Genomic DNA, 22,653 nt, shown 5'->3' on the forward strand with positions numbered 1-22,653 from the left:
TAAAATGCTTAAGTTCAATTTTTTAGGCTCTTTTTGGTGTGAATTTAAAATAAAATTTAGTTCACAATTATTATCTCGAATAAAAATCATTAAGAGTAGGCCGGGTTAATCCTATAAGCCAAAACTGCTTGCCCCATAAACTGACCCTAAACAGAAGTCGATTTTCTAATATAGAGATATGAGTAAAGAACTGAACACTATAATTGAGAGTTTAGGAACTTACCTTCCCCCTGATTCATGCTCTACCACAGAGATATTGCAAAAATGTAAGAAGGAAATTAGATTTCCACTAGAGAAAATCACGGGTATTGAGTCTAGACGGTTGGCGGGACAAGATGAGTTTGCTATTGACCTTGCAAGGAAAGCCATAATTGATTGCCTGGACAGGTCAAGGTTTAAGCCATCGGATATAGATATGCTTATTTCCTGCAACATATCAAGGTTTGATGATTCAAACTCCTTTTCTTTTGAACCAAATACCTCTATAAAATTAAAGCAAGAATTCGGTTTTAAAAATGCTATTGTTTTTGATGTCACAAATGCCTGTGCAGGAATGTTTACAGGCTTATATATAATAGATTCCTTATTAAAAACGGGGGCAATTAAAACAGGTATGATTGTGAGTGGCGAATATATTACTCACCTTACCGAAACAGCTCAAAGGGAAATTGAAAACTTCATGGATTCAAGAATTGCATGTCTAACCCTTGGAGATGCAGGAGCTGCAATAATTTTAGAAAAAGGAGAAGATGATAACCTGGGTTTTCAAAAAATTCAACTTCAAACGATGGCAGAATATAGCGGCTATTGCATTGGAAAAGAATCAGAGACGGGTGGATGGATTATGTATACCGATGCTGTTAATATGACAAGGGTGGGATTAAAATCTGGAGTGGACCATGCCATAGAGACTCTAAAACAGAATGGGTGGTCACCATACGACTTTAAACATTTGATAATGCATCAGACTTCAAAAACAAGTTTAAATGGAGCTGTACGCCTGATAAATCAATCACTTAATGATAAGGTATGTGATGATACTAATACTTTTAATAATTTAGAGAACCGAGGTAATACTGCTTCAACCTCGCATTTTGTTGCACTTATGGATGGCATCCAACAAAAAAGGATCAATTCTGGTGATAAAGTAGTTTTTAGTATAAATGCATCTGGAATAACCATAGGAACGGCACTTTATCAGCTTGATGAATTACCAAAAAGAATTCGGCAGAAGGAAAAAAGTAAAAGCAATTCAAAATCAAGAATTAATTATCATAACAAGTCCAACTCAATTTCGAAAAATGAAATGTTTGGTGTTAGAATTGAAAGTATAGGAATAGTTTCAAAAGAAACTATTAATGAAAATAACTCATTGAGATTTCTTGAAAATGCAGTGAAAAATTGCCTTAAAAACTCCTCTTACGAAAGTACCGATATAGATTTGGTTATTTACTGCGGTATATATCGAAGTGAGTATTTAATGGAACCGGCCTATGCCACATTGGTTGCTGCTGGTTTGGACAAAGAAACTAGCCCAAATGGGGCTGGAAATAATAAAATAATGGCCTTTGATATCTTTAACGGGTCCATGGGTTTTCTTAATACTTGTTATGTTGTTCAGCACTTGATCAGGTCAAGGAATTGCAAAAGAGCTCTGGTAGTTGCATCTGAAATTGAAAATAACTCAGAATTATTTCCTGATAAACTTTTAGGCGTACAAGAGACCGCCTCGGCAATAATTTTGGATGCTCATCAAAATGAGGGCTTAGGTATGTCTTGTTTTAGTTTTAAATATAACCTAGATGCAATGAGTTCTTTTACATCTAATGCCTCATATTCCCTGCCTTCTAACCCAAAACTATGTTTGAATATATATAAATCTCATGATCTTAATGAGAAATACAGGATCTTGATTTTAAGTACCGTTAAAGCTTTTCTGTCGAAGCACGAACTTAGAAATGACGAAATTAATTTAGTGTTCCCACCCCAAATCTCTTCTGAATTTATTTCTGAATTAGGCAAAAAACTTGACTTTCCGAATGCATCAATAGTTGATGCTGTTGGAGATAATTTTGATTTGTTTACTTCATCCATCCCTTACAGTTTCGAATATGCTTATAGGAAAGAGCTTGTTTCAGAAGGAGATATAGCCCTGATTATTGCAATTGGTTCGGGGATACAGGTTGGCTATTCTATCTATAAGTTTTGAAAATTTAGGCTATGGACACTTCAATAAAATCAAAACTACCTCCAGGACCTAAGCCTAAAATACCACTGACAAATTTGTTCGATTTCAGGAAAGATAGTCTGGCATTTTTAAAAAGGATAGCCGATGAATATGGAGATATCGTTCATTTTAAATTAGGTCTATACCGAGTAGTTCTCTTAAATCATCCGGATTTCATAAAACAGGTGTTATCGACTCATAATGACAATTTTGTCAAAGGAAGACCATTAGAAATGGCAAAAGAGTTAATGGGGGAAGGTCTTTTAACGAGTGAAGGAGAATTCCATAAACAGCAGTCCAGAATAATTCAACCAGCTTTCAGCACCAAAATGATGGATCATTATGGGCCTGTGATGACATTTTATGCTAATAATTTAATGAAAAAATGGAATGATGGTACTACTATCGATGTTCTTTCAGAGATGGTAGAAATGAGTATTGAAATTGCCGGGAAGACAATGTTTAGTATCGATATAAAAAAAGAAGTTCCGGAAATAACTCAGGCACTGGAAAAAATCACGGTCCTTTTTAAGAGAATTTCACTTCCTTTTTCTGAATATTTACTTAATCTTCCATTGCCCAGCACATATCGATTTTATAAAGCGAGGACTCAAATTGATGACATAATTTACAGGATAATTAAAGCTCGTAAAAAAAGCAGGTTAGATAACGGAGATTTACTTTCATTGCTTTTGAATGCAGAGGTTCATAGTGGCACAAAGGGAGTTTTGACAGATAAGCAGATAAGGGATGAGGCTTTAACCCTTTTTTTAACAGCTTTTGATACCACCTCTTTAGCTCTGTCATGGACCTGGTATTTGCTTTCGCAAAATCCTGAAGCTGAACAAAAGTTACATAACGAACTAGAAAACGTCCTAGAAGGGCGTCTCCCAACTATAAATGATATTCCCAAACTAGTTTACACAAAAAATATTTTTGCCGAATCAATGAGAATTTATCCTCCTATTTATATAATTGCTCGTCAATCATTGGAAGAATTTTCAATATCTAATTATATGATACCGAAGGGAACGCTTGTCTTAATGAGTCCCTATTTGATTCATCATGATAAGCGTTTTCATAATGATCCGGAACGCTTCAATCCAGATGTTTGGAGTAAGAAGAATGCTTACCATCAATCAAGATTTGATTATTTCCCGTTTAGCCGGGGGGCACGTGCATGTATTGGACAGCATTACGCATGGTTGGAGGGAGTTCTTGTTCTTGCTACCATTGCCCAATATTGGAAACTGGAAAGAATTCCAGGTAATACAGTAGAAATTGAACAACTAATTAATCTTCGACCCCGGAATGGTCTTAAAATGAAATTATCAAGGAGAAAAAATTAGTAAATAAAGATCTTATAAAATGGATAGTGTTAAGATAAATTGGGCTGATAAATTTCCAGGATGTTTATATGGAATTGATCACATCCATGTTTGGAAAGCTTCTCTGGATTACAATGAATCCAAAATCAATTCGGCTATTGAGTTTCTTTCAATGGATGAAGTTGAACGAGCCAATCGATTTTATTTCGAAAGCGATAGAAGCCAATTCATCGTGAGACGAAGCATTCTAAAACAGATTATTGCTAAATACCTAGAGATTGACCCGAAAAATCTTCTATTTGGATATAATCTTTTTGGAAAACCACATCTTATCAATGATTCCCTAAAACATAGCCTTAAGTTTAATATGTCTTATTCAAATAATATGGCTTTATACGCCATAAGCTATGAAATAGAGGTTGGGATAGATATTGAATTTATTCAAAAGGATATTGAATTTCAGCAGATCATAGATAGGTTCTTTTCTCCTAATGAAATAGAGTACCTCCGAAATATAAATATTGATAAACGTAAAGAGGAGTTTTTTAAAATTTGGACAAGGAAAGAAGCCGTATTGAAGGCCTTGGGAAAAGGTTTTTCTATTCCTTTACAAATGGTTAATGTAGCCTATAATAGAAGTAATTTTATATTGAGGATCAATAATGATGGGAATCATGGTGAAAAATCTTCGTGGAATGTTCAGGATTTATTACCAGCAAATAACTATATAGCTTCAATTGCTAAAGAAGAATCAGATTCTGAAATTTTCTTTTCTCATTTCACGTTTTAAAAGGGAGTCATTTATCTAAAAGGTTCTGAGCCATTGGTAGAATAGGGACTGAAATAGATTTACCAGTTTTTTGACGCTTCATCTTAATCCAATTTCTTCCATCCTTACCCACCACGATATGATGGCTTCTCAGGTTACTCATTTCCTTAAAAGCTAAGCCAGTATAGTAGCAGAATACAAAGCAATCTCTAACTTCCTCTAATCGCTTATTACCTATCTCCTTTTCCTGTAGACGGATAAGCTCAACTTAGTTAAGATATATGACCTCCCTTTTCACAGGCTTAGGTTTATGCATCAGGAATGGGTTTTTATTTAAATAATCCTGAGCAACTGCAAAGTTTATCATCTTCTTAAACCGTTGTAAATTCTTATTGATTGTACTTTGTTGCATCTCCTTTTCAGTCCTTAAGTAATATTCAAAGTCTTTGATAAACTGAAATTTTAATTTATTGAGCTTAACATCACTTTGTTTAAATTTCCATTTGATGAAAGACTGAAGATGCGTTTTAGTATTTTCAAATTTTTTGCCAGGAAACCTCCTTGATATCTTTACCAATCAATTTTTTGTAATAGTCATTATGTTGCTTATAAGTAGCTAATACACCATACTCTTTTTTAATGTCCTCTCCTTTGAAGAGTTTAAAAATATCATCTACATCAAACGATTTCTCCTGAATTTGAAGCATTAAAAAAGCCTGACCAAGTTTTTGCTTAATCAGGCTTAATTGTTTGTTTACATATTCTGAATTCTCAGAGGTGTATAAGACTTTCTGTTTCTCTTTATTCCAATAGGCAGGATTAATAAATAACCCCGTAGAGACTTGTTTATGTGATTTCTCAAAGGTGATTCGACAACGTAAAGGAGTTAAACTAGCTTTATTCGTTTTTCCTTTCTGTATAGAATAATTGATTTTCATAAAATTTAATTTTAGGTGGTTAGTGAATTTTTAAAAAGTGGGGTACTCGAGATTTTTTGGGGTACCTCATAGGGTACTCAGAAAAGGAGAAAAACTTGACAACTTGACGAAAAGAAAGAATTAATGGAAAGCCCGTAAAAACAAAAAAGCCTCTTTCCGAATACACGGAAAAAAGCTTCTCATTGGCTAGCACCTCTCAGCGCTAACTACACATCCCGACACGTCGGGACAAACAACACAACTAATCATTAGTGCCAAAAAAAGCCCCCAGTTTCGTAGGAGCTTTTTTGCAACTTTGCGGTCTGGACGAGACTCGAACTCGCGACCCCCTGCGTGACAGGCAGGTATTCTAACCAACTGAACTACCAGACCGTTGCTTTATTGCGAGGGCAAATATACTACCCTTTTTAATTTCACCAAACCTTTTTTTTAAAAATTTCAGACTAAAAAATAAGCCCCTACCCAAACTTTTGTTTCTCAAGCAAATATGCGGTCATAATATTATCGAAATTTTTATTGATATCGGCCTCCACATACTTTATCCGGTATTTTGCACATTGCATTCTTAGCTCCGCCAGATATTGCTCAACTGCTTTTTTATAATTCTCCCTTATATTATCTGAATACAGGTCTACCTCCATTCCCGTCTCCACATCGGTAAAACGTCGCGGAGTATTCTCAAAATTGAACTCAAGCTCTCTTTTTTCGTCCATAACATGGAAAAGGATTACCTCATGGCGGTTATATTTAAGGTGCCTCAATGCCTCGAAAAGTTTTTCTTCATCGGTATCGGCCTGGAACATATCAGTAAATAAAAATATCAGGGATCTTCTTTTTAGTTTTTCGGCGATCTGGTGCAAATAAGTATAGGTATCAGTAGTCTTCCTTTTAGCCGGCTTCTTTAAGATCTCGTTCAATTTATTAAGAAGCATATGGTGATGCCTTTCACTCGACTTTTCAGGAGCATAATATTCAAATTCATCACTATAGATACTTATCCCCACGGCATCTCTCTGTCGCTTTAGAATATGCATCAAACAGGCCGAAGCCAGCACCGAAAAGCCTATCTTATTCAAAGAGGTGAGACTCTGGTTCTTCAACTTTGGATAATGCATGGAAGCCGAGTTATCCAGGATAAGATGACATCTTAGGTTGGTTTCCTCTTCATATCGTCGCGTATAAAGTTTATCGGTCTTCGCAAATAACTTCCAGTCTATATGCCGGGTGCTTTCTCCGGTATTATAGATCTTATGCTCTGCAAATTCAGCCGAGAAACCGTGAAACGGACTCTTATGCATCCCTGAGATATACCCCTCAACCACCTGCTTTGCCAGGAGGTCCAGGTTTAAAAATCCACCGGTCTCATGAAGTTCCTTTTCTATATTCATAGGCAGTAATCAATAATCCGGACAGTGCCGGAAACAGGATTCAGCAGTAATTCCAAAATTCCCATATCGGTGATCTTACACCGAACCCTCTTTGAGGGATTAAATTACCCATACTTTATGAATAAAAAAAGCCACGCAATGCGTGGCTTAAATAATTATTTTTTTCTGACTCTTATTGCAACAATTGCTCAATAGCGTCAGCGTAAGTCTGCTTTGGAGCAACTCCAACCTGGCGACCTACAACTTCACCGTTTTGGAAAACAAGTACGGTAGGTATATTTCTTACACCGTACTTAGCGGCAAATTCCTGGTTGGCATCAACATCCAGTTTACCAACAACGGCTTTACCTTCATATTCACTACTAATTTCGTCAATAATAGGTCCAACCATTCTACAAGGTCCGCACCATGCAGCCCAGAAATCTACCATTACGGGTTTATCGCTTTTAAGAACTTGTTCTTCAAAATTCGCGTCAGTTATTTCAACAGCCATAATATGTTATTTTTCTAAATTTTTAATTTGATTCGTAAAAATAGTCAATAATATATTTATTCCTTACAGTGCTTATATTTTATTTGGCTATAAGCTGATTGTTAAGCTTTATGTGGGGTCCCCACGCCTATGGCGTGGCCGGGCTTTCGGCGCTACACGGTAGCCTCCTCAATCCCTGGCCCAGACCCTCTTCTCTCCCTTTCCAGGGAAGGCAGGAGAGGTTAGTTCAATTTGTACATAAACTGTTCCTTTTCCAGCATTTCGATTAATTCCTGGGAAATTTTGATCTTGTGTTTCCTGCTTGGCATATGCAGTTTTACCTGCTCTTTCATCTCATAGACCACAAAATTCAGGTGATTATCACCCTTGTGCGCCGTAAAAGTATCTTTTAACCATTCGATCTTTTCGTGCTTAAGATCATCAACATTTAACTGAATGGTCAGTTTTTTAGCATATTTATCCATCACATCATGCAACAGGTTCATCTCCCTGAACTGTATCCTTGGCTCACCCTTCTTGCCAGTGTCCTTATTGGTCCAGCCTTCTTTTACAAAAACCTTCATATGGATAAAGTTATTGGAAACGAAGAAGTGTTTCATCCTCAGGTACTCCTCGCCGAAGATCTTGAATTCATAAGATTCATCATAATCCTCTACCGTGAAGATCGCCCAGCCTTTGCCATTTTTGGAAACCCTGTGCTGAACATCTACCACTACTCCACCAATGGTCAGGTCCCTGTTCACTATCGCTTCCAGATCCCTGAAATCAGATATTTTCCCGTTGCAGAAATAGCTCATTTCTATCTTAAAATCATCAAGGGGATGCCCCGAAATATAAATTCCAACAACTTCTTTCTCCCGGCGTAATTTTTCCATGGTTCCCCATTCTTCACATGGAGGCACTTCCGGTTCCGGGATCTGCACCTCGCTAGCCTCTCCAAACAGACTTACCTGTGATGAATTCTGATTTTCCTGGAATTTCTGAGCGTATTTTATTACTTTTTCCAAAAAGCTCATTCCACTGCCATCATCGTGAAAATACTGTGCACGATGGGTTCCACCAAAACCATCAAATCCGCCCGCCAGCGCGAGGTTTTCAAATGCCTTTTTATTAGCTGCCCTTAGATCTATTCGCTTTGCCATATCGAAAATAGACCTGTAAGGACCTTCTTTGGTCTTCCTGTTCTCTACAATAGTGGCAACTGCTCCGGCTCCAACTCCTTTGATAGCTCCCATCCCAAAACGGATCGCATTGTTCTTATTAACCGAGAATTTATAATAAGATTCGTTTACATCTGGCCCGAGAACGTTCAACTTCATTCGCTTACATTCTTCCATAAAGAAGGTGACCTGCTTGATGTCGTTCATATTATTGGAAAGTACCGCGGCCATATATTCCGCAGGATAATGCGCTTTTAAATAGGCTGTCTGGTAAGCGATCCATGCATAACAGGTAGAGTGAGACTTGTTAAATGCGTAAGATGCAAAAGCCTCCCAGTCTTTCCATATCTTTTCCAGAACCTCTTCCGGATGTCCTTTTTCCTTACCACCGTTGATAAATTTTGGTTTCAACTGGGCAAGTAAGGCGGCGATCTTTTTACCCATCGCTTTACGAAGCATATCGGCTTCACCCTTACTAAATCCGGCAAGTTTTTGTGATAAAAGCATCACCTGCTCCTGGTAAACTGTAATCCCGTAGGTTTCTTCCAGGTATTCTTCCATCTCCGGAAGGTCATAGGAGATCTCTTCCTCCCCATGTTTACGGGCAATGAAACTCGGAATATATTCCATAGGCCCAGGACGATATAACGCATTCATGGCAATAAGATCGTCAAACACCGTAGGCTTTAGAGACTGCATGTGCTTCTGCATTCCGGGAGATTCGTACTGGAATATCCCTATGGTTTCTCCTCTCTGGAAAAGCTTATAGGTTTCTTCATCGTCCAGCGGAAAATTATCCGGATCCAGGTCAATTCCATGTCGACCTTTTACAATCTTACAGGTATCCTTAATTAAGGTAAGGGTCTTCAGACCTAAAAAGTCCATCTTTAGCAGACCAGCACTTTCCACCACCGAGTTATCAAACTGGGTGACATACAGATCAGAATCCTTGGCAACCGAAACAGGAACATAATTGGTAATATCACCCGGGGTGATGATCACCCCACAGGCATGAATCCCTGTGTTCCTAACCGATCCCTCAAGAACTCTCGCCTGGTTCACGGTTTCGGCTTCCAGATCATCGCCTTCGGCTATATTCAAAAGCTCATTGATCTTCTCCACTTCATCTCCCCTGAACTTGCTTTTCAGGGTCTTTTCATCCATTCCAAAGATCTTGGCAAGCTTGGTATTCGGGATAAGTTTCGCGATCCTGTCAGCCTCCATTAAAGGAAGATCCAGCACCCTCGCCGTATCACGAATAGATGATTTGGCCGCCATAGTACCATAAGTGATGATCTGTGCCACCTGGTTGGCGCCATATTTCTTGATCACATAGTCCATTACCCGGCTTCGGCCTTCATCGTCAAAATCGATATCAATATCGGGCATGCTCACACGATCCGGATTCAGGAATCTCTCAAAAAGCAGGTCATACTTGATAGGATCTATATTTGTAATTCCCAGGCAATATGCTACTGCTGAACCGGCTGCCGATCCACGGCCCGGACCTACTGAAACTCCCATCTCCCGGGCAGCTCTTATAAAGTCTTCCACGATAAGGAAATAACCGGGGTAACCGGTATTTTCAATTACAGATAGTTCGAAGTCAAGTCGCTCCTTTATACTTTCGGTGATCTCACCATAACGCTCTTTGGCACCTTCATAGGTGATATGCTTTAAATATGCATTCTCCCCTCTTTTCCCCCCATCAACAAGATCTTCCTCACTCTGGAACTGCTCCGGAATGGTGAACTTTGGAAGCAGAACGTCTCTAGCCAGTTCAAAAGGTTCGATCTTCTCTACAATTTCCTGAATATTACTAATAGCTTCCGGAAGGTCTTTAAAGAGACTCTTCATTTCATCGCCACTCTTAAAGTAATACTCCTGGTTTGGAAGCCCATACCTGTAACCTCTACCACGACCGATAGGAGTGGCCTGCTTTTCCCCATCCTTTACACAAAGAAGGATATCATGGGCATTGGCATCTTCCTGTTTCCAGTAATAGGTATTGTTGGTCGCTACCAGTTTTATATCATGCTTTTTCGAGAATTCCACCATAACAGGATTCACCCTGTTCTCATCTTCCTGGTCATGACGCATGATCTCTATATACAGGTCCTCTCCAAATTCCTCTTTCCACCATAACAAAGCCTCTTCAGCTTGTTTTTCTCCAACATTCAGGATCTTGCTCGGCACTTCGCCATAAAGATTTCCTGTAAGGACGATTACATCCTCTTTATATTTTTTAATGACCTCCTTATCTATACGCGGCACATAATAAAATCCGTCCGTATAAGCCAGAGAAGACATTTTCGCCAGGTTGTGATAACCGTTCTTATTCTTAGCCAGCATCACGATCTGGTAACCATTATCCTTGCGACTTTTATCGGTATGGTTCTCACAAACAAAGAACTCACAACCCACGATCGCCTTTAAAGGACGTTTCAATGGCTCGCCTTTTTCTTCGGCCTCAGCATTCTGTTCTTTGATCTTTCCATTATATACACCAACTTCTTTCACAAAATGAAAGGCTCCCATCATGTTAGCATGATCGGTAAGCGCCACGGCATTCATATTCTCTTCAGCCGCTGCGGCAACAAGATCGGGGATACTGATGGTAGATTGCAGAACAGAGAACTGTGAATGATTATGAAGGTGTGCAAAAGGAATTTCATCCAGCTTCTCCAGATTCTCCTGGATCTCTTCATGAGAAATATCATCTGAAGGCTGTTGCTTTTCCAGTCTTTTCCTAATGGCATCTGAAGCTTTCTTGAGATTGATATGCTTTAAGCCAATAAGTTCTATCGGCTGGGGATTGGCCTGGGAGAAATTCTCAAAATAATCTGCAGGAACATCCAGTTCCTCTAAATTATATATTCTTTGCCTCACCAATTCAAGGAAACAGCGGGTGGTGGCTTCCACATCGGCTGTTGCGTTGTGTGCTTCGGCAAAGGCTTCATCGAATAAGAATTCGTGCAATTCGGTAAGCGTTGGCAGTTTGAATTTACCGCCTCGACCTCCCGGGATCTTACAAAGTTCGGCTGTGGTTTCAGTACAGGTATCAAGTACCGGCATTTCCTGAAGTGAATTCTCAAAATCTCTTCTTATGAATTCGGCACCCATAATGTTGATATCAAAACCCACATTCTGCCCTACCACGAATTTTGACTTTTTCAGGGCTTCATTAAACTTTTCCAGCACCTCGTCTAAAGGAATACCCTGCTCTCTGGCAAGATCGGTTGAAATCCCGTGGATTCGTTCTGAATCATAAGGAATATCAAAACCATCAGGTTGCACCAGGTAATCCTGACTATCAATTAGTTTCCCCATCTCATCATGCAACTGCCAGGCGATCTGTATACATCGCGGCCAGTTATCAGAATCGGTTAAGGGTGCATCCCAGCGCTTGGGAAGACCGGTGGTTTCAGTATCAAAAATGAGGTACATTCCTTTGTTTTTTAAGCCTTTATGAAGAATAGAAAATGCTTTACAAACTTAAAGCATCCCGGCTAAAATAAGGAACTTTATCGCTGAAATAAAACTTAGTTTTCAGGAATTATCAACCATAAAAAAAGCCTCACAAAAACCTGAAAATTCAGATTGTTTGTGAGGCCTGATACGAACACTAAAAACTACTACTACTTCAATCAAACATTGCTCGCATCTGTGTGTTTACATTCCTTCAGTATCGTGTCATTGGGGTGATTTCCCGAAAGACGTTCCATAGTAGCACAATTAAGCTTGTTTCTCAAGCGTTTTCACTTCGTTCAATGCGGCTACAATCGCATTTTTCTGTTTCATCAATATATTTCCTGTCGAAGCGGGAATTTCCGCATTCTTAAGCACTTTTTCATATTCTTCAACCGCAGCTCTCTCTCCACGTATGGCTTCTTCAAGCACAGCTTCGTCCTTATCATTGGAAAGACTTGCTTTAATATTCATCCACGATCTGTGAGCATCTCCGGCCAGGCTTGACCCCTTACTTGGAGCTTCCCCAAAATTGCGAATTTCAGTCTTTAATTCGTGGCCAAAATCATATCTTTCCTGCGCCCGTTCAGCGAAAAAATGCTGAAGGTTCTTATTCTTTACTTTGTCGGCCGCAAGTTTATATCCTTTCTCAGCATCATAGTTCTTCTCCAGCAATTCATTAAGTATACTGGAAACTTCCTCAGAATAACTCATAGCTTCTTTTTTGCAATTTTCTTTTGCGTAAATATAAACTCCGACTTCCTTCCTAACAATCTATTTAACAGGGTTTAGCACTAATTAACCACTTTTAACAAGAGCCATGGAATTTAACTAAATTTATTCCTAATTAGCACTAATCAAATAGGCGATTATTCCTCTAAGAATTTAACTGACAAAATAGGAGTAGAAATCCTTGAAAATTAGAAAAATGTAGTATCTTTGCACACTTATTAATAACCGGGGTCGAGTACCCCAAAATTTAATTTTTATGCCAGTAAAAATAAGATTACAAAGACACGGTAAAAAAGGAAAGCCTTTTTTCTGGATTGTCGCTGCTGATTCGCGCGCGAAAAGAGACGGTAAATTTTTGGAGAAATTGGGAATCTACAACCCTAACACAAATCCTGCTACTATCGAACTTGATGTAGACGGAGCTGTTACCTGGTTGCAAAATGGAGCCCAGCCAACAGATACTGCTCGCGCTATCCTTTCTTACAAAGGAGCCCTTCTTAAGAAACACCTTGCAGTAGGTGTGAAAAAAGGTGCTTTAACTGAAGAGCAGGCTGAAGAGAAATTCAAAGCCTGGTTAGAAGAAAAAGAAGGAAAAATTGATTCTAAGAAAGAATCTTTAGAAAAAGCAAAAGAAGAAGAAAAAGCTAAGGCTCTTGAGGCTGAAAAAGCAGCTAACGCCAAGCGTGAAGCTGAAGCCAAGGAAGCTGAAGAAGCAGAGGCTGCTGCCGCTGCTGAAGCTGAAGCTGCAGAAGCAACAGATGAGGCTACTGTAGAAAGTGCTGAAGAAGAAGTGGGAGCTGCAACTGCAGAAGAAGCTAAAACTGAAGACAAAAAAGACGCTTAAAACAACTGCCGGCGATGACTAAGGAAGAATGCTTCTACCTGGGAAATATCGTTGGTAAATTTAGCTTTAAAGGGGAGGTGCTGGTTAAACTGGACACCGATGAACCCGAAACTTACACTGAAATGGAATCAGTTTTCATTGAATACAATGAAAATCTGGTTCCATTTTTTATTGAACGCTCCTCGCTTCATAAGAGCACTTTACTCCGTGTAAAATTCGAGGACATAGATACTGAAGATGATGCTGAAGACATGGTTGGCGCTCAGCTTTATCTTCCACTCAGCCTGCTTCCCGAGCTTCCGGAAGATAAATTCTACTTTCATGAGATCATTGGCTTTGATGTTCTGGATGCCGAGCACGGAAATATTGGTAAGATCGTTTCTGTAAATGATTCCACTGCCCAGGCCTTATTTGAAATAGAAAAAGAAGGAAAGCAAATCCTTATCCCCATGAATGATGAGTTCATTCAAAAAGTGGATAAAAAAAATAAGACCATCAGGGTAGTAACCCCCGAAGGCCTTATCGATCTATATTTAGGCTAGTCTTAAGTATTCTGCCTAGGCAAATGCATTATTCCAGTCGAAAGCCTCAAGGATTGGCTCATAAACAATTTTACCGCTTACAATATTAATTCCTCTGGCCAGCGCAATATCTTCTTCACAGGCTTTTTGCCAACCATTTTCAGCTAGTTTAAGAACATAAGGAAGCGTAACATTCGTAAGGGCTATTGTTGAAGTATGAGGCACCGCTCCAGGCATATTCGCCACGCAATAATGGACTACATCGTCTATAATGTAAGCAGGATCTTCGTGAGTGGTAGGCCTGGTGGTTTCGGCACACCCCCCCTGATCTACTGCCACATCAACTATCACCGCTCCAGGCTGCATCTGCTTTAACATATCCCTTGTGATAAGTTTTGGAGATTTGGCGCCGGTGATCAACACCCCACCTACCACAAGATCACTGGTTCGCAAATGTTTTCTAATATTATATTCATTGGAAAATTCGGTAACCACATGACTCGGCATGATGTCGTTTACGTACCTCAGCTTATTCATGTTTACATCAAGGATGGTAACTTGGGCTCCAAGTCCCGCGGCCATTTTTGCGGCCTGTATTCCCACGGTCCCTGCTCCCAGAATAAGTACCTTCCCGGGAGGTACCCCAGGGACTCCGCCAAGAAGCAAACCCTTACCTTTTACAGGTTTCTCAAGGTATTTTGCGCCCTGCTGGATCGCCATTCTACCAGCTACTTCTGACATTGGCGTCAATAAAGGGAGGGTTCCATCTGACTCCTCTACGGTCTCATATGCGATACAAACAGCCTTACGCTCCATCATAGCCTCGGTAAGCTGCTGATTCGAAGCAAAATGGAAGTAGGTGAAAACAACCTGATCTTCCTTTATAAGCTCATATTCCTGCTGAATAGGCTCTTTCACCTTGATGATCATATCGCTTTGAGCATAGACCCTGTCTATTGTTGGCAGGATCTTAGCGCCTGCCACATAGTAGTCTTCATCATCAAAGCCACTGCTATCTCCAGCGGTAGATTGAACAAAAATTTCGTGACCAAGTTTGGAAAGTTCCAGGACACCTGCGGGTGTCATCCCTACACGGTTTTCATTGTTTTTGATCTCTTTTGGAATCCCGATTTTCATAGTAGAAGTTTTTAGATTCCGAAAAATAATCAAAGAAAACAAAAACAGGGGTCAAAAAGTAAAAAATAACTTTTTGATCCCTGTTTTGATATTTTTAAGGGGGTTAAATTACAATATTTACAATTTTACCCGGAACAACTATCACTTTCTTGGGGGTTGATCCTGATAATTGATTTTTTGTGCGATCGTCTTCAAGCACCGATTTCTCTATTTCGTCCTTAGCCATATCTAATGGCAATTCCATTGTAAATCTCATCTTTCCGTTAAAGGAAACCGGATAATTCTTGGTGCTCTCTACCAGATATTTTTCCTCATATTCAGGATACTTCGCAGTGGAAACCGATTCTGAGTTCCCAAGGCGCTCCCATAGTTCTTCTGCAATATGTGGCGCATAAGGCGCAATAAGAACAGCCAGTGGCTCCAACACCTCCCTGCAGTTGCATTTTTGAGCGGTAAGCTCGTTCACGCAGATCATGAAGGTTGAAACCGAAGTATTAAAACTGAATTCCTCAATATCCTCTGTAACTTTCTTTATGGTCTTATGCAGTGTCTTTAAGGAGTCTGCCGAAGCTTTTTCATCTGAAACCGAAAATTCTTCCACATTATGATACAACTTCCAAAGCTTTTTAAGAAAACTATGAACCCCGGTGATTCCGGCTGTATTCCATGGTTTAGCCTGATCCAGTGGTCCAAGGAACATCTCATACATCCTAAGCGTATCAGCACCATAATTGGCACAAATATCATCAGGATTCACCACGTTGTACTTTGACTTGGACATTTTTTCGACTTCCCGGCCTACTATATATTGTCCATCACCTTCAGTTATAAATTCAGCATCAGTGAATTCTGGTCTCCATTTTTTAAATCCTTCAACATCCAGTTCATCAGAAGCATTGACCAATGAAACATCAGCATGAATTGGCTGAACTTCACTGTCACTGATCATATTTTTTGAAATGAATTTATTCTGCCCCTCAAGACGATAAACAAAAGCACTTGTGCCAAGGATCATTCCCTGGTTGATCAGTTTTTTGAATGGTTCCTCCACGGTCAGCCAGCCCAGATCATGTAAAAATTTAGTCCAGAATCTTGAATATAACAGGTGACCGGTGGCATGCTCGCTTCCTCCTATATACAGATCAACATTTTCCCAGTATTTCTGTGCTTCCTCTGAAACGAAACGATCGGGATTCCCGGCATCCATATATCGGAAAAGATACCAGCTGCTTCCAGCCCAACCCGGCATGGTGTTAAGCTCTAAAGGAAATACAGTTTCATCATCGATCTTATCATTAGAAACCACTTCATTTTTGTTTGTATCCCAGGCCCAGTCGGTCGCATTGCCTAACGGAGGCTCTCCCGTCTCGGTGGGAAGGTATTTTTCAACCTCCGGCAACCTTAAAGGAAGATGCTCTGTTTCTATAATTTTTGGAAGCCCGTTCACATAATAGACCGGGAACGGCTCTCCCCAGTAGCGTTGACGGCTAAATACAGCATCTCTCAACCTGTAATTCGTCTTCCCATATCCCTGATCGGTTTTTTCCAACTCAAGGATTACCTTATTCAATGCTTCTTTATATTCCAGTCCGCTAAGGAAATCTGAATTAGCGATCACCGTACCTTCCTTGCCCGCATAAGCTTCCTGGGAAACATCTATATTTTCAAAAATGTTCTTGATAGGGATATCAAAATGTCGTGCGAAATCGTGATCACGCTGATCTCCACATGGTACGGCCATTACAGCACCGGTTCCGTAACCCGCGAGCACATAATCTCCTATCCAGATAGGCACCGATTCTTTAGTAAAAGGATGTTCGGCGTAAGCTCCTGTGAAAACTCCACTTATTGTTTTCACATCTGCCATACGTTCGCGTTCGCTTCTTTTTGCAGAGGCCTCTATATAAGCTTCAACTTCTTCCTTATGTTCAGGAGTTGTAATCTTCTTTACTAACTCATGTTCAGGAGCAAGCGTCATAAAGGTCACACCAAAGATCGTATCGGGACGTGTTGTGAAAACCCCAACCTTATGATCGGTACCCTGAATTTTAAAATCTACATGTGCGCCCACCGATTTCCCGATCCAGTTACGCTGACTTTCCTTAAGACTTTCGGTCCAGTCGATCTTATCAAGCCCCTGAAGCAGTCTTTCAGCAAAAGCGGAAATTCTCATGCTCCACTGTGTCATTTTTTTCCTTATCACGGGATAACCTCCACGCTCAGAAACTCCGTTCACGATTTCATCGTTAGCCAGAACGGTTCCAAGCTGAGGACACCAGTTAACTTCAGCCTCAGCAAGATAGGTGAGACGGTATTTTAAAAGGATTCTTTCCTTTTCATCTGAAGAAAAAGCATTCCATTCATCAGCCGAAAAACTTTCGGTACCATCATCACAGGCTGCATTCACCCGCATATTCCCTTCAGCAGTAAAGATCTCCTCCAGTTCAGCGATCGGTCTGGATTTATCAGCTTCCTGATCGTACCAGCTTTCAAAAAGCTGAATAAAGATCCACTGGGTCCACTTATAGTAATCGGGATCACTGGTTCTCACCTCTCGGCTCCAGTCGAACGAAAACCCGATCTTATCCAGCTGCTCCCTGTAGCGATTAATATTATTCTCGGTAGTTACCGCGGGATGCTGACCGGTTTGAATGGCGTACTGCTCTGCCGGAAGTCCAAAACTATCATAACCCTGTGGATGCAATACGTTAAAACCCTTATGGCGCTTGTATCGCGCATAAATATCACTGGCAATATATCCCAGTGGATGCCCAACATGAAGTCCGGCGCCCGACGGATAGGGAAACATGTCCAGCACATAATATTTCGGTTTATCAGAATCGTTTGAAGCTTTGAAAGTCTGGTTCTTGGCCCAGTACCTCTGCCATTTTTCTTCGATCTTATTAAAGTGGTAACTCATGTTCTTCTTTCTCTTATTACAATTAGCTACAGTCATTGCGAACGAAGTGACGCAATCTTTTAATTATAAGACTGCTTCATTCGTTTCACTCCTTCGCAGTGACTATCCCATACAGGGATTAAAACCTGCCTGCAAAAATACAATTTTAAAGGACTTATAAGGAATGATTCGGGGGTCTATTCCCGGCTTTTTCTAGCTTCAGCCTCAATGGGTTTAAGGCATTCGTAGATATATTGGTTTACCGGAGTTTCAATACCATATTTCTCACCTTCCTTAACTATATAACCGTTGAAATTTTCAAGTTCCGAAGGTTTTCCCTGCATAATATCGCGTTGTGTGGAAGCGGTATTGCCTTTAGGCTGGGAATTGATGATCTCGAATACCATCTCAATATGCTTATCGGTCAAAGGAATCCCTTTGGCATTTCCCACTTCTTTCATTTCCTCGGCAGTTTTTCTCATCATATCATAGAGAAATTCACTCTCGCGTATCTTATCGATAGAAACCCTCGTTAATCCACCAATACCGCTCACAGTACATATAAACAGGAATTTTTTCCAAATCTCAAGCTGAATATTTTCTGGGATTGTATTGGTTATCCCGGCTTGATCAAAAATACTCTTGATCTTTTCGATTCTGGTTGTCCTTGAATTATCTATCTCTCCGAAAGTGATCTTGGGATCAAAAGCGACATGCTTGATCTTTCCTGGCTTTTCGATAAAACTAACTACGAAACACAAACCGGCAAGTACATTTTTCTCTGGTAGCACTTCAAGCAATTTTTCCACATTGTTCGCTCCGTTCTGAAGAGGAAGCACCAGGGTGTTTTCTCCAATTACAGGCTTCAGATTTCTGGCCACTTCAGGTATCTGCCAGGATTTTATACCAAGAATCACCAGATCGGGCTTTGGAACTTCGGCAACATCATCGGTGGCCAATTTTGGTCTTACTTTAAAATCTCCATTTATACTTTCCACTTCCAGACCATGTTTCCGGATAGCTTTTAAATGCTCTCCCCTTGCGATCATACTTACCTCGAAACCTGCATCGGCAAGTTTTCCTCCAAAATATCCTCCTACCCCACCAATCCCATATACCAGTATTTCCATTGTTCGATTTTTTCCAAATTTAGGAAACTAGATACAGATTCCTTCCCTGCGCTCGGAATGACTTTAAAGATCCAATCGAAAAAATCAATCACTCCCAATATTTTATAAACTTTAAGCGTTTTAAAGAACGAGAAAGCTGAACTTTCTTATTTTTACAAAAAATCTGAAGTCACTCTATGACCACATCTTTTGAAAGGTATCAGAAACGCCGACTCATATCCTCATATTTTTCAGTAGTTATAAGTATTTCATTGGTATTGTTCCTTTTAGGAATGCTTGGGCTTTTGGTCCTTAACACCAAAAAAGTGGCTGATCATTTCAAAGAACAGATCGCTCTTACCGTTTATCTGAAGGATAATGCCAAGGAAGTGGAGATCGAGCAACTGAAGAAAAGCCTGGCCATGGCCGATTATACAAAATCGACGAATTACGTTTCCAAAGAAGACGCCGCGGAGGCCCATAGTGAAGAGATCGGTGAGGATTTCATGGAATTCCTGGGATATAACCCCTTGCAGAATTCTATTGATGTATACATGAATGCCGATTATGTATCTTCAGACCAGGTAGACAAGATAGCCACAGATCTTACTGAGAAAAGTTTCGTAGACGAAGTAGTATACGACAAACCCCTTATTGCCCTGCTCAATGATAATGTTAAGAAAATAAGCCTATGGGTTTTAATAGCGAGTTCTGTATTCACCTTTATTGCGGTTCTCTTGATCAACAGCAGTATCAGACTTGCGGTATACTCAAAAAGATTTATCATAAAAACCATGCAGATGGTGGGAGCCACTAAAGGCTTTATCAGAAGGCCTTTTATATGGCAAAGTGTAAAACTAGGAATTATAGGTGCTATCGTGGCTCTCATTGGGATGGCCGGAGTGCTTTACTATCTTAACAACAGTTTTAGAGAACTTGATCTTTTAGGCGATGTAAAAATGCTGGCAACCTTATTCATAGGAATCTTCCTGATGGGAATTGTAATTACATGGATAAGTACGTATTTTGCGACCTCGCGTTTTCTTAACCTGAAAACGGATGAGCTTTATTATTAACAGCTGAAAGCTCCAAGTTTTAAGCTTAAAGCTTAGAACTTATAGCTTATAACTTTTAAAAATGAAAGAAGAAAATAACAGCGGAGGCAGCTTCAATACCGGATTCGTTTTTGGTAAAAAGAACTACACTTTTATGTTCATAGGCCTTGCCGTCATAGCGCTCGGATTTATCCTAATGTCGGGTGGCGGAAGTGAAGACCCGAACCAATTCAACGATGCCATTTATAATTTTCAAAGGATCAGGCTTGCACCTGCACTGGTATTGATTGGTTTTGCGATCGAGGTCTACGCCATTTTGTTGAATCCCAGTAAAAAATAAGAATCTTGAACGCATTCGATGCTGCCATCCTTGGGGTTATCCAGGGACTTACCGAATTTTTACCTGTTTCATCCAGTGGTCATTTAGAACTTGGGAAAGCTATTCTTGGAGATACCAGCGTGCCGGAAGAATCACTTCTTTTTACGGTAGTGCTGCACTTTGCAACAGCCCTCAGTACCATTGTGGTATTCAGAAAAGATGTTTTTGAGATCATAGGTGGCCTTCTGCAATTCAAATGGAATGAGGAAACTAAATTCTCTTTAAAGATCATTATCTCCATGATCCCTGCTGTGATCATCGGTGTCCTGTTTGAAGAGGAGCTTGAAGCTTTATTTAGCGGCAACATCATTTTTGTAGGTTTTATGCTTCTCATCACCGCCCTGTTGCTTTGGCTTGCTGATAAGGCTAAAGACACCGGAAAAAAAGTAAGTTATAGGAACTCCTTCGTGATAGGAGTCTCCCAGGCTATTGCCATGCTTCCGGGAATTTCCCGAAGCGGGGCAACCATTTCCACTTCTGTATTGTTAGGAAACGATAAGACCAAAGCGGCAAGATTTTCCTTCCTTATGGTGGTTCCACTGATCTTCGGAAAGATCGCAAAGGATATTCTCAGCGGAGAGCTTGCAAATAGTTCGACTGAATTTTCAGTGCTGGCCATAGGTTTTGTAACTGCATTCATTGCAGGCCTCATAGCCTGTACATGGATGATATCCCTGGTGAGACGAAGTAAACTATCATGGTTTGCTATCTATTGTTTTGTAGTGGGTCTCGCTGCCATTATTTTTGCATATGCGCAATAAAGAATTTACCCTCGAAGAATTTAAAACAGGACAGATACTTCTTTTTGACAAACCACTGAACTGGACTTCATTTCAGGTAGTAAACAAAGTGAGATGGTTGATCAGAAAAAGATGCCATATCAAAAAGATCAAAGTTGGTCATGCGGGTACTTTGGATCCACTAGCCACAGGTTTACTTATCATCTGTACCGGAAAATTCACAAAAAGAATTCCCGAGCTTCAGGGACAGATCAAGGAATATACAGGTACCATAACTTTAGGAGCCACAACCCCGTCTTATGACCTGGAGACCGAAATTGATCAAACCTACCCAACCGATCATATTTCAGAAGATCTGCTGCAGGAAACCCTTAAAAAGTTCATTGGAGAGATCGAACAAACCCCTCCGGTATTTTCCGCTTTAAAGAAAAATGGAAAAAGACTTTACGAATATGCCAGGGAAGGCAAGGAAATTGAAGTAAAATCCAGGAAGGTGGAAATTTCGGAATTTGAGATTGACACAGATAATTTTCCTGAGATAGGCTTCAGAGTAGTTTGCAGCAAGGGAACTTATATTAGAAGCCTTGCCCATGAATTCGGCCAGGCCCTGAATAGCGGAGCTCATCTTTCGGAATTAAGGCGCACCGGGATTGGAGAATATTCTGTAGATGACGCAATGAATATCGAGTATTTCGAAAATTTGCTACCTTCACGAGAGAATAATTAAGTCGATTGACTGTTAATTAGATATGGATTTTTTCGACAGGCATAAAGCCCTGATCATCACTACGCTTTTATTTTCGGTACTGATGCTGGGGCTGTATAATTTCAAGCTTTCCTCGAATAACGACGAGGTTAGCGAAATGCTTGTGCAGCTCGATCAGCTTAAGATAGAACAGGAAGAAAAACAGCCCGAGAAACCGCAGGAACAACAGCAAACCAACCGCAGGAAGATTCAGACCCACCAGGCTTATAATCAGGATAAGGAGACACGTGAAGCCGATTTCAACAAAAAACTTAACGAGATCTTCGAAAAGAACAGTGCAGAGCAGGAAGAAGCCGAAAATGAAGAGACAGAGGGTTCAGAAGGGAATTATGCTATTAACAGGAAGAACTCTGAAGAAAAGAAAAAGCGATCTGATGGTGACGATTCCTCTAAAGAGACTTCTCAAAAATCTGCTACCTATGATTATAGTTCTATCTCCTTCTCTTTAAAGGGCCGCCGTGCGGTAAAAATCCCCAATCCCGTATATACCTGTGATACTGCCGGAAAAGTTGTGGTGAATATCACCGTTGATGCCAATGGATATGTGATTGACACCTCAATAAACCGGGGAAGTTCAACTACCAATAACGAATGTCTTACCGATCGAGCATTGGAATACTCGGCAGGAGCAAGATTCAGCAAGCTGGCAGGAAGGGATTCACAACCCGGAACCATTACTTATTATTTTAGATCTTAGAAC

General features: G+C 40.1%; 19 protein-coding genes and 1 tRNA gene. 10 read left to right on the top strand and 10 right to left on the bottom strand.

All coding sequences use genetic code 11. The features are described 5' to 3' along the window. The first annotated feature begins 178 nt into the window (after nt 1-178). The 3 genes from NE848_RS08315 to NE848_RS08325 are packed head-to-tail and all read left to right on the top strand — an operon-like array spanning nt 179 to nt 4,345. Nucleotides 179-2,209 (top strand): 3-oxoacyl-[acyl-carrier-protein] synthase III C-terminal domain-containing protein, encoded by a 2,031-nt coding sequence (locus NE848_RS08315; RefSeq protein WP_252112388.1) that lies wholly within the window; start codon nt 179-181, stop codon nt 2,207-2,209. Nucleotides 2,210-2,220: 11 nt separating this feature from the next. Next, the gene (locus NE848_RS08320; protein ID WP_252112390.1) at nt 2,221-3,576 is read left to right on the top strand and encodes a cytochrome P450; all 1,356 of its coding nucleotides are present in this window, start codon (nt 2,221-2,223) and stop codon (nt 3,574-3,576) included. Nucleotides 3,577-3,595: 19 nt separating this feature from the next. Next, nucleotides 3,596-4,345 carry a 4'-phosphopantetheinyl transferase family protein gene (locus NE848_RS08325; protein ID WP_252112392.1) on the top strand — a complete coding sequence of 250 codons (750 nt, stop codon included), beginning with the start codon at nt 3,596-3,598 and terminating at the stop codon, nt 4,343-4,345. A gap of 247 nt (nt 4,346-4,592) precedes the next feature. Here the strand turns inward: NE848_RS08325 and NE848_RS17325 are convergent, their stop codons facing one another. The 7 genes from NE848_RS17325 to NE848_RS08355 all read right to left on the bottom strand — a co-directional run bounded on the left by NE848_RS17325 (nt 4,593) and on the right by NE848_RS08355 (nt 12,485). After that, nucleotides 4,593-4,901: a phage integrase SAM-like domain-containing protein gene (locus tag NE848_RS17325; protein WP_423748003.1), complete on the bottom strand. Its 309-nt coding sequence runs from the start codon at nt 4,899-4,901 to the stop codon at nt 4,593-4,595. Beyond that, nucleotides 4,861-5,262, bottom strand: a complete 402-nt coding sequence (locus NE848_RS08330; protein WP_252112394.1) for an Arm DNA-binding domain-containing protein — start codon at nt 5,260-5,262, stop codon at nt 4,861-4,863. The genes NE848_RS17325 and NE848_RS08330 overlap by 41 nt, the downstream gene beginning before the upstream one ends. A gap of 298 nt (nt 5,263-5,560) precedes the next feature. Beyond that, nucleotides 5,561-5,634: transfer RNA gene (locus NE848_RS08335), tRNA-Asp, on the bottom strand. A gap of 86 nt (nt 5,635-5,720) precedes the next feature. Beyond that, nucleotides 5,721-6,650 carry a DUF58 domain-containing protein gene (locus tag NE848_RS08340; protein ID WP_252112396.1) on the bottom strand — a complete coding sequence of 310 codons (930 nt, stop codon included), beginning with the start codon at nt 6,648-6,650 and terminating at the stop codon, nt 5,721-5,723. 172 nt (nt 6,651-6,822) lie between these two features. Further along, nucleotides 6,823-7,143, bottom strand: coding sequence for a thioredoxin (gene trxA / locus NE848_RS08345; RefSeq protein ID WP_252112398.1), 321 nt, complete (start codon nt 7,141-7,143; stop codon nt 6,823-6,825). A 221-nt stretch (nt 7,144-7,364) separates the two neighbouring features. Continuing rightward, nucleotides 7,365-11,750, bottom strand: coding sequence for a DNA polymerase III subunit alpha (gene dnaE / locus NE848_RS08350; RefSeq protein WP_252112400.1), 4,386 nt, complete (start codon nt 11,748-11,750; stop codon nt 7,365-7,367). A 288-nt stretch (nt 11,751-12,038) separates the two neighbouring features. After that, entirely contained in the window at nt 12,039-12,485 is a 447-nt protein-coding gene (locus NE848_RS08355; RefSeq protein ID WP_252112402.1) for a ferritin-like domain-containing protein, read from the bottom strand. Nucleotides 12,486-12,759: 274 nt separating this feature from the next. Between NE848_RS08355 and NE848_RS08360 the strand changes: the two genes are divergently transcribed. Both NE848_RS08360 and rimM read left to right on the top strand, forming a co-directional pair. Next, nucleotides 12,760-13,347: a 30S ribosomal protein S16 gene (locus NE848_RS08360; RefSeq protein ID WP_252112404.1), complete on the top strand. Its 588-nt coding sequence runs from the start codon at nt 12,760-12,762 to the stop codon at nt 13,345-13,347. Nucleotides 13,348-13,361: 14 nt separating this feature from the next. Continuing rightward, the gene (gene rimM / locus NE848_RS08365) at nt 13,362-13,889 is read left to right on the top strand and encodes a ribosome maturation factor RimM (protein WP_252112406.1); all 528 of its coding nucleotides are present in this window, start codon (nt 13,362-13,364) and stop codon (nt 13,887-13,889) included. A gap of 15 nt (nt 13,890-13,904) precedes the next feature. Here the strand turns inward: rimM and ald are convergent, their stop codons facing one another. From ald to NE848_RS08380, 3 genes are all read right to left on the bottom strand, one after another. Continuing rightward, entirely contained in the window at nt 13,905-15,005 is a 1,101-nt protein-coding gene (gene ald / locus NE848_RS08370; protein ID WP_252112408.1) for an alanine dehydrogenase, read from the bottom strand. Nucleotides 15,006-15,108: 103 nt separating this feature from the next. Next, nucleotides 15,109-17,925, bottom strand: a complete 2,817-nt coding sequence (gene leuS, locus NE848_RS08375) for a leucine--tRNA ligase (protein ID WP_252112410.1) — start codon at nt 17,923-17,925, stop codon at nt 15,109-15,111. Between the two features lie 176 nt (nt 17,926-18,101). Then, the gene (locus tag NE848_RS08380) at nt 18,102-19,034 is read right to left on the bottom strand and encodes a ketopantoate reductase family protein (RefSeq protein WP_252112412.1); all 933 of its coding nucleotides are present in this window, start codon (nt 19,032-19,034) and stop codon (nt 18,102-18,104) included. A gap of 176 nt (nt 19,035-19,210) precedes the next feature. Between NE848_RS08380 and NE848_RS08385 the strand changes: the two genes are divergently transcribed. The 5 genes from NE848_RS08385 to NE848_RS08405 all read left to right on the top strand — a co-directional run bounded on the left by NE848_RS08385 (nt 19,211) and on the right by NE848_RS08405 (nt 22,650). After that, the gene (locus NE848_RS08385) at nt 19,211-20,089 is read left to right on the top strand and encodes a cell division protein FtsX (protein WP_252112414.1); all 879 of its coding nucleotides are present in this window, start codon (nt 19,211-19,213) and stop codon (nt 20,087-20,089) included. Between the two features lie 61 nt (nt 20,090-20,150). Continuing rightward, a complete protein-coding gene (locus NE848_RS08390; protein ID WP_252112416.1) occupies nt 20,151-20,408 on the top strand; it encodes a DUF3098 domain-containing protein in 258 nt (85 codons plus the stop codon). 5 nt (nt 20,409-20,413) lie between these two features. Then, nucleotides 20,414-21,208 (top strand): undecaprenyl-diphosphate phosphatase, encoded by a 795-nt coding sequence (locus tag NE848_RS08395; protein WP_252112418.1) that lies wholly within the window; start codon nt 20,414-20,416, stop codon nt 21,206-21,208. After that, nucleotides 21,198-21,914 carry a tRNA pseudouridine(55) synthase TruB gene (truB, locus tag NE848_RS08400; RefSeq protein WP_252112420.1) on the top strand — a complete coding sequence of 239 codons (717 nt, stop codon included), beginning with the start codon at nt 21,198-21,200 and terminating at the stop codon, nt 21,912-21,914. Before NE848_RS08395 ends, truB begins: the two co-directional genes overlap by 11 nt. A 22-nt stretch (nt 21,915-21,936) precedes the next feature. After that, the gene (locus NE848_RS08405) at nt 21,937-22,650 is read left to right on the top strand and encodes an energy transducer TonB family protein (protein ID WP_252112422.1); all 714 of its coding nucleotides are present in this window, start codon (nt 21,937-21,939) and stop codon (nt 22,648-22,650) included. The last annotated feature ends 3 nt before the right edge of the window (nt 22,651-22,653 follow it).

Origin of the sequence: Gramella jeungdoensis (assembly GCF_023805255.1) — a bacterium.
Lineage (GTDB): Bacteria > Bacteroidota > Bacteroidia > Flavobacteriales > Flavobacteriaceae > Christiangramia > Christiangramia jeungdoensis.